The sequence below is a fragment of the Streptomyces sp. NPDC004658 genome (genome assembly GCF_040609555.1).
Lineage (GTDB): Bacteria > Actinomycetota > Actinomycetes > Streptomycetales > Streptomycetaceae > Streptomyces.
The window spans coordinates 890-8086 of sequence record NZ_JBEXKG010000243.1; the positions used below are offsets into that span (position 1 = coordinate 890).

General features: G+C 72.3%; 4 protein-coding genes and 2 pseudogenes. 5 read left to right on the forward strand and 1 reads right to left on the reverse strand.

Features of this window, described 5'->3' with window-relative positions; translation table 11 throughout:
• A pseudogene (locus ABZV94_RS38530) lies at positions 1-1394 on the forward strand (hypothetical protein); the annotation flags it as partial.
• A gap of 187 nt (positions 1395-1581) precedes the next feature.
• Positions 1582-2517, forward strand: coding sequence for a cellulose-binding protein (locus ABZV94_RS38535; protein ID WP_356349207.1), 936 nt, complete (start codon positions 1582-1584; stop codon positions 2515-2517).
• 63 nt (positions 2518-2580) lie between these two features.
• On the opposite strand, the gene ABZV94_RS38540 is transcribed toward ABZV94_RS38535, so the two are convergent.
• Positions 2581-4104 (reverse strand): PQQ-binding-like beta-propeller repeat protein, encoded by a 1524-nt coding sequence (locus tag ABZV94_RS38540; protein ID WP_356349208.1) that lies wholly within the window; start codon positions 4102-4104, stop codon positions 2581-2583.
• Between the two features lie 101 nt (positions 4105-4205).
• On the opposite strand from ABZV94_RS38540, the gene ABZV94_RS38545 reads away from it, so the two are divergent.
• The 3 genes and pseudogenes from ABZV94_RS38545 to ABZV94_RS38555 all read left to right on the forward strand — a co-directional run.
• A complete protein-coding gene (locus ABZV94_RS38545; protein WP_356349210.1) occupies positions 4206-5159 on the forward strand; it encodes an ATP-binding cassette domain-containing protein in 954 nt (317 codons plus the stop codon).
• Between the two features lie 4 nt (positions 5160-5163).
• A complete protein-coding gene (locus ABZV94_RS38550; RefSeq protein ID WP_356349212.1) occupies positions 5164-5937 on the forward strand; it encodes an ABC transporter permease in 774 nt (257 codons plus the stop codon).
• Positions 5938-6068: 131 nt separating this feature from the next.
• Positions 6069-7115 (forward strand): annotated as a pseudogene (locus ABZV94_RS38555) (ATP-binding cassette domain-containing protein); the annotation flags it as partial.
• Between the last annotated feature and the right edge of the window lie 82 nt (positions 7116-7197).

Sequence of the window (7197 nt, forward strand, 5' to 3'; positions counted from 1 at the left end):
AGGACGCCAACCGCATCCGCTCCGACGCGGCCACCCAGGCCGACACCCTCATCACCGAGGCCCGCAACGAGGCCGAACGGCTCCAGAACGAGACGATCGCGGAGGCGGAGCGGCTCCAGTCGGAGACCGCCGCGGAGGCCGAGCGGGTCCGCACGGAGGCGGCGGAGACGCTCACCGAGGCGAACGAGGCGGCGGCCCGTACCCGGGCGGACGCCCGCGAGGACGCCAACCGCATCCGCTCCGACGCGGCCACCCAGGCCGACACCCTCATCACCGAGGCCCGCAACGAGGCCGAACGGCTCCAGAACGAGACGGCCGCCGAGGCGGAGCGGGTGCGCACGGAGGCGCTGGCCGAGGCGGACCGTGTCCGTGCCGAGGCGGTCGCGAACGCCGAGCAGCTGCTCGGGGAGGCCACCGACGAGGCGGAGCGGCTGCGGGCCGAGGCGGCCGAGACGGTGGGTTCGGCGCAGGCGCACGCGGAGCGGCTGCGGGCCGAGGCCGAGCGGACGAGGGCGGACGCGGAGGCGGCGGCCGAACGGCTCGTCAGCTCCGCGCGCCAGGAGGCCGAGCGGACCCTGGACGAGGCCCGCAAGGACGCCAACAAGCGGCGTTCGGAGGCGGCCGAGCAGGTCGACAAGCTCATCACGGAGACCACGGCGGAGGCCGACAAGCTGCTCACCGAGGCGCAGCAGCAGGCGCTGAAGACCACCGCGGACGCCGAGTCGCAGGCCGACACGATGGTCGGCGTGGCGCGCAGCGAGGCCGAGCGGATCGTGTCCGAGGCGACCATCGAGGGCAACTCGCTGGTGGAGAAGGCCCGGACGGACGCGGACGAGCTGCTCGTCGGCGCCCGCCGGGACGCCACCGCGATCCGGCAGCGCGCGGAGGAGCTGCGCGACCGCATCACCGCCGAGATCGAGGAGCTGCACGAGCGGGCCCGGCGCGAGGCCGCCGAGACGATGAAGTCCACCGGCGACCGCTGCGACGCGCTCATCAAGGCCGCCGAGGAGCAGCTGGCGAAGGCCGAGGCCAAGGCCAAGGAGCTGGTGTCGGAGGCCAACTCCGAGGCGGGCAAGGTGCGCATCGCCGCGGTCAAGAAGGCGGAGGGGCTGCTCAAGGAGGCCGAGCAGAAGAAGGCCAGCCTCGTCAGGGAGGCCGAGGAGCTGAAGGCCGAGGCGATCCGCGAGGCCCGGCGCACGGTCGAGGAGGGCAAGCGGGAACTGGAGATCCTGGTGCGCCGGCGCGAGGACATCAACGCCGAGATCTCCCGGGTCCAGGACGTGCTGGAGGCGTTGGAGTCCTTCGAGGCCCCCGCGTCCGGCAAGGACGGCGGAGTCAAGGCGGGTGCGACGGTGGGCGCCCCCCGTTCGGGTGGCAAGTCGTCAGAGAGCTAGCGTAAGAGGTACGTTCGGGTGTCTTCTGGGGGCTTTGCCCGACTCCTTGGCAAGCCGTCCGACGGTCAGCCACCCAAAAGGGGTGCCATTCTCCAGATCAAAACCGTATCTGCTCGATGACACACCGCTTCGGCCCCTAGGATTCCCCTTATCACCTCACTCACCGGTCTCATTCGACAGGAACCCCATGAGCGACACTTCCCCCTACGGCTTCGAGCTTGTGCGGCGTGGATACGACCGCGCTCAGGTGGACGAACGTATCTCCAAGCTCGTCTCCGACCGTGACAGCGCTCTCGCCCGCATCACCGCCCTGGAGAAGCGCATCGAGGAGCTGCACCTCGAAACGCAGAACGCCCAGGCCCAGATCACGGACGCCGAGCCGTCGTACGCGGGTCTCGGCGCGCGGGTCGAGAAGATCCTGCGCCTGGCCGAGGAAGAGGCCAAGGAGCTGCGTGAGGAGGCCCGGCGGGCGGCCGAGCAGCACCGCGACCTCGCCGAGTCGGCGGCCCAGCAGGTCCGCAACGACGCCGAGGCGTACGCGGCCGAGCGCAAGGCCAAGGCCGAGGACGAGGGCGTCCGGATCGTCGAGAAGGCCAAGTCCGACGCGGCCCAGCTGCGCGCCGAGGCGCAGAAGGACGCGCAGTCCAAGCGCGAGGAGGCGGACGCCCTCTTCGAGGAGACCCGCGCCAAGGCCGCGCAGGCCGCCGCCGACTTCGAGACGAACCTGGCCAAGCGCCGCGAGCAGTCCGAGCGCGACCTGGCCTCGCGTCAGCAGAAGGCCGAGAAGCGCCTGGCGGAGATCGAGCACCGGGCCGAGCAGCTGCGCCTGGAGGCGGAGAAGCTGCGCACCGACGCCGAGCGCCGCGCCCGCCAGACGGTGGAGACCGCGCAGCGCCAGGCCGAGGACATCGTGGCCGACGCCAACGCCAAGGCCGACCGGATCCGTTCGGAATCCGAGCGCGAGCTGGCGGCGCTCACCAACCGCCGCGACAGCATCAACGCCCAGCTGACGAACGTCCGCGAGATGCTCGCCACGCTGACCGGTGCCGCGGTGGCCGCGGCCGGCACGTCGACGGACGACGAGCCGGTCTCCCGGGGCGTTCCGGCGCAGCAGTCCCGGTAGGTCCGGGTAGTCGTGCGCGCCTGAGGGGCGGTGGGACCTGGTCCCGCCGCCCCTTCCGCATGGCTAGCGCAGGCCGTAGAGGGGCGGTTCCTTCGTGCCCTCGCCGTTGACGACGATCCAGGTGCCGTCCGCGCGCAGCAGTTGGGTGCCCCCGGCGAGCCGGTTGGTGGTGACCATGACGCCGTCGTCCTCGCCGATCCGGTCCCCGTCGGCGGTGTCGAGGGTCCACAGCCGGCCGTTCGGCCCGAGTACGGCGACCCGGCCGGGGCCGGTGGACACCAGCCCGGCGACCCCGTCCACGCCGGTGCGCCACAGCCGCCGCCCGTCGCCGAGGGAGTAGGCCGAGACGTGGTCGGCTTCGTATCCGCCCGGCTTCTGGGTGGCGACGACGAGGGTGTTCCCGCTGACCGTCGCCGGCAGCGCGGGCCGTGCCGTGAAGTCGTCGCCGCCGATCTCGCGGAGCATCAGGTCCTCGTCGTCGGCGGAGAGAGGGATCCGCACCGGGTCGCCGTCGGGGTGGGCGAGGACGGCCGCGACACCGCGTTCGTCGCGCTCCGCCAGCAGCAGGGTGAACGGTTCGGCGGCGAGCGCCATGGCCGTGTCGACGGGACTCTCCACGGGCAGTGCCCGGCTGCCGCGCCGCCTGCCGGTGGCGTCGTCCAGGCTCACCACCCGTCCGCTGCCCTTGGCCTGGTCCTCGCAGGTGACCACGACTCGGACGGTGCCGCCGGCCGCGGAGACGACGTTCGGCGCGCAGGTCTCCTCGGCCTTCGTCCCCCGCAGTTCGGTGCTCCAGCGCGGCCGGCCGTCGGTGAGGCCGTACGCCCGCACGCCGGTGTCGGTCAGTGCGAGGGCCACGTCGCCGTCGACCGCGAGCAGGCTGTCACTGCCGGAGGTGAACGCCGAGACGCCGTTGATCTTCCGCTCCCACAGCGTGCGGCCGGTGCGGGTGTCGACGCCCCACACGGTGTCGCAGGGCTTCTGGTAGCGGGCGAAGGCGACCAGGCCGACGCCGCCGGCGACGCCCTCGCTCATCCCGCACACCGACTCGCGCACGGGCGCCCGCAGTGTCCAGCGGCGCTCGCCGTCGTGGGCGCCGTAGGCGACCAGCGCGTCGCCGCGCACCCGGATCACGGTGGTGCCGCGCTCGCCCACGGTCCACACGCCCTCGGCCCGGACGCTGGAGGGCCGGTCCCGGTCGGCCTGCCAGGCGAGGTCGAGCACCGGTCCGCGCATCCGGAGGTACGCCTGCCACCCGGGCCACAGGGCGAGCAGGACGCCGGTGACGGCGAGGACGGCGGGCAGGACCCGGCCGGGGCGCCGGTCGGTGAACCTGCCGATGGTGATCAGGAGGGCGATGTAGCCGGTGAAGGTGAGAGCGAACGCCAGGAGGAGGGTGGGTGTGGTGCCGTCCGGGCAGGGCCGGTACCGGCCGCCGCAGGAGTTGCCCGGGACCGACGTCCACCCCAGGATGTGGAACTCCACCGCGAGCCCCGCCGCCGCACCGGCGGCCACCACCGCGAGCCCCGCCCGCACTCCGGGCCGGTCCGTGCGCGGTCTGCCGTCCTGGACCACCGTCTCCCCCACCGTGTCCCGCCCCCGGCGCCCCCCGCGCCGTTCAAGGGGGCTGGAGCATACCGCGCCCGCTCCGAGTGGCAGCCGCGCCGGGCCCGTCTTAGCGTGGCCGCATGATCGAGCTGGACGGGCTGACCAAGCGGTACGGCGAGAAGGTGGCGGTCGACCACCTCACCTTCACCGTCCGGCCGGGCATCGTGACGGGTTTTCTCGGGCCCAACGGCGCGGGGAAGTCCACGACCATGCGGATGATCCTCGGGCTGGACCGCCCCACCGCCGGGGACGTCCGGATCGACGGCACGCACTACGACCGGCTGAAGGACCCGCTGACGTACATCGGCGCGCTGCTGGACGCCAAGGCCGTGCACGGCGGCCGGAGTGCCTGGAACCACCTGCTCTGCCTCGCGCAGAGCAACGGCATCCCGGAGCGCCGGGTGGCGGAGGTCCTGGAGACCGTGGGGCTGACCGCCGTGGCCCGGAAGAAGGCCAAGGGGTTCTCGTACGGCATGGGGCAGCGGCTCGGGATCGCGGCCGCGCTGCTCGGTGACCCGCGGATCGTGATGTTCGACGAGCCGGTCAACGGTCTCGACCCCGAGGGCATCCACTGGATCCGGAACCTGATGAAGTCGCTGGCCGCGCAGGGCCGGACGGTGTTCGTGTCGAGCCATCTGATGAGCGAGATGGCGCTGACGGCCGATCACCTGGTGGTCATCGGGCAGGGACGGCTCCTCGCGGACACCTCCATGGCCGACTTCATCCGGACGAACTCGCGGTCGTACGTGCGGATCCGCTCCCCGCAGCGCGAGCGGGTGCTGGACGTGCTGCACCAGGCCGGCATCACCGTGGTGGAGGCGGGCGGCGGGGCGCTGGAGGTGGAGGGCGGCAAGGCGGAGCAGATCGGTGAGCTGGCCGCGCGGTACGGGCTCGTGCTGCACGAGCTGAGCCCGCGCCAGGCCTCGCTGGAGGAGGCGTTCATGCAGCTGACGGCAGAAGCGGTGGAGTACCACGCGCAGGCCGGACCCGGTCCCGCCCGGCAGGACTGGGGCGCCGGCTGGAAGGGGGCCTGACACCATGGCGGCCGTACAGGTCATCCGGTCCGAATGGACCAAGATCCGGTCGGTGGCGTCCACGGTGTGGACCCTGTCGCTGGCCGTGGTGGTCACCGTCGCCCTCGGGACGCTGATCTCCGCGCTGTCGAACCGGCAGTTCGCGAACATGCCCGCGCGGGAGCGGATCTCCTTCGACCCCACGGCGGTCAGTTTCGCGGGCATGACCCTGGGCCAGCTCGCGATGATCGTGTTCGGGGTCCTGGTCGTCTCCACGGAGTACAGCACCGGCATGATCCGGGTCTCGCTGGCGGCCGTGCCGCGCCGGGGCACCTTCCTGTTCAGCAAGGTCGCGGTGGCCGCCGCGCTCGCGCTCGCGGTCGGCATGGTGACGAGCTTCGCCGCGTTCTTCCTCGGCCAGGCGATGCTCGGCACCCATCGGGCCGCCATCGGCGACCCCGGGGTGCTGCGCGCGGTGTTCGGCGGCGGGCTGTACATGACCCTGATCGCGGTGTTCTCCATGGGCGTCGCCGCGATGCTGCGCTCGCCGATGCTGTCCCTCGGCATCCTGATGCCGTTCTTCTTCCTGATCTCCAACATCCTCGGCAACGTCGACGCCACCAAGAAGATCGGCCGTTTCCTGCCCGACCAGGCCGGCAGCCGGATCATGCGGGTGGTGCCACGGGTGGCCGACGACACGCCGTACGGCCCCTGGGGCGGGCTCGGGATCATGGCGCTGTGGGTGGTCGCGGCGCTGGCCGGCGGCTACGTCCTCCTCAGGCGCCGGGACGCCCAGTAGACACGGCGGCCACGCACCGTAGTGCTCTGGCTTTACTTTCTTTTGGGCGGAACCGTCAGCGCCTCGATATCCTCCTAACCCTTACGGGGGCGTGTGCCCCGCTGTCCTGAACCTTTCGATGGGTGCGGAGCATGATCGAGGCTGTCGGCCTGACCAAGCGCTACGGCGACAAGACCGCCGTGTACAACCTTTCCTTCCAGGTGCGGCCAGGAGCCGTGACGGGTTTCCTCGGGCCGAACGGCTCGGGCAAGTCCACGACGATGCGGATGATCCTCGGGCTGGACAACCCCACGTCCGGGTCGGTCACCATCGGCGGCTACCCGTACCGCAAGCTGCCCAACGCCCCCCGGCAGGTCGGCGCGCTGCTCGACGCCAAGGCCGTGCACGGCGGCCGGAGCGCCCGCAACCACCTGCTGAGCCTCGCCCAGCTGTCCGGCATCCCGGCCCGGCGCGTGGACGAGGTGCTCGGTGTCGTCGGCCTCCAGGACGTGGCCAAAAAGCGCTCCAAGGGCTTCTCGCTCGGCATGGGCCAGCGGCTCGGCATCGCCGCCGCACTGCTCGGCGACCCGCAGGTGCTGCTCTTCGACGAGCCGGTCAACGGCCTCGACCCCGAGGGCATCCTCTGGGTCCGCAACCTGATGAAGGCCCTGGCGGCCGAGGGCCGTACGGTCTTCGTCTCCTCCCACCTGATGAGCGAGATGGCGCTGACCGCCGACCACCTCATCGTCATCGGGCGCGGACAGCTGCTCGCCGACATGAGCGTGAAGGACTTCATCTCGGCCAACTCGGCCGACTTCGCCCGCGTGCGCACGCCCGACACCGAGCCGCAGCTGCGCGAGAAGCTGACCTCCGCGCTCACCGAGGCGGGCGGCCACGTGCTCCCCGAGCAGGACGGCGCGCTCCGGGTCACCGGACTGCCGCTGCCCCGGATCAGCGACCTCGCGCACGAGTCGGGCGTCCGGCTGTGGGAGCTGTCCCCGCACCAGGCCTCGCTGGAGGAGGCGTACATGCGGATGACGCAGGCCGCCGTGGACTACCGCTCGACCATCGACCAGAAGGCGGGCCTCCAGCAGCCGCTGCCGCCCGGCGTGCAGCCCCCCGTGCCGGTCCCGGGCCAGGGCCAGCCCGGCTGGTACGCCCCGCCGCCGCCCCAGCAGGGCGGCCAGCCCTTCGCGATGCCGTTCACGATCGTCTTGGTCGTGCTGACGTTGCCGGCGACGACCCACGGCGCGATGATCGCCCACACGCCCAGAGCACAGG

Excerpts from the sequence above, each read along its gene's own strand:
- ABZV94_RS38550 (WP_356349212.1), top strand. The coding sequence starts at position 5,164 with ATGGCGGCCGTACAGGTCATCCGGTCCGAATGGACCAAGATCCGGTCG.
- ABZV94_RS38545 (WP_356349210.1), top strand. The coding sequence starts at position 4,206 with ATGATCGAGCTGGACGGGCTGACCAAGCGGTACGGCGAGAAGGTGGCG.
- ABZV94_RS38535 (WP_356349207.1), top strand. The coding sequence starts at position 1,582 with ATGAGCGACACTTCCCCCTACGGCTTCGAGCTTGTGCGGCGTGGATAC.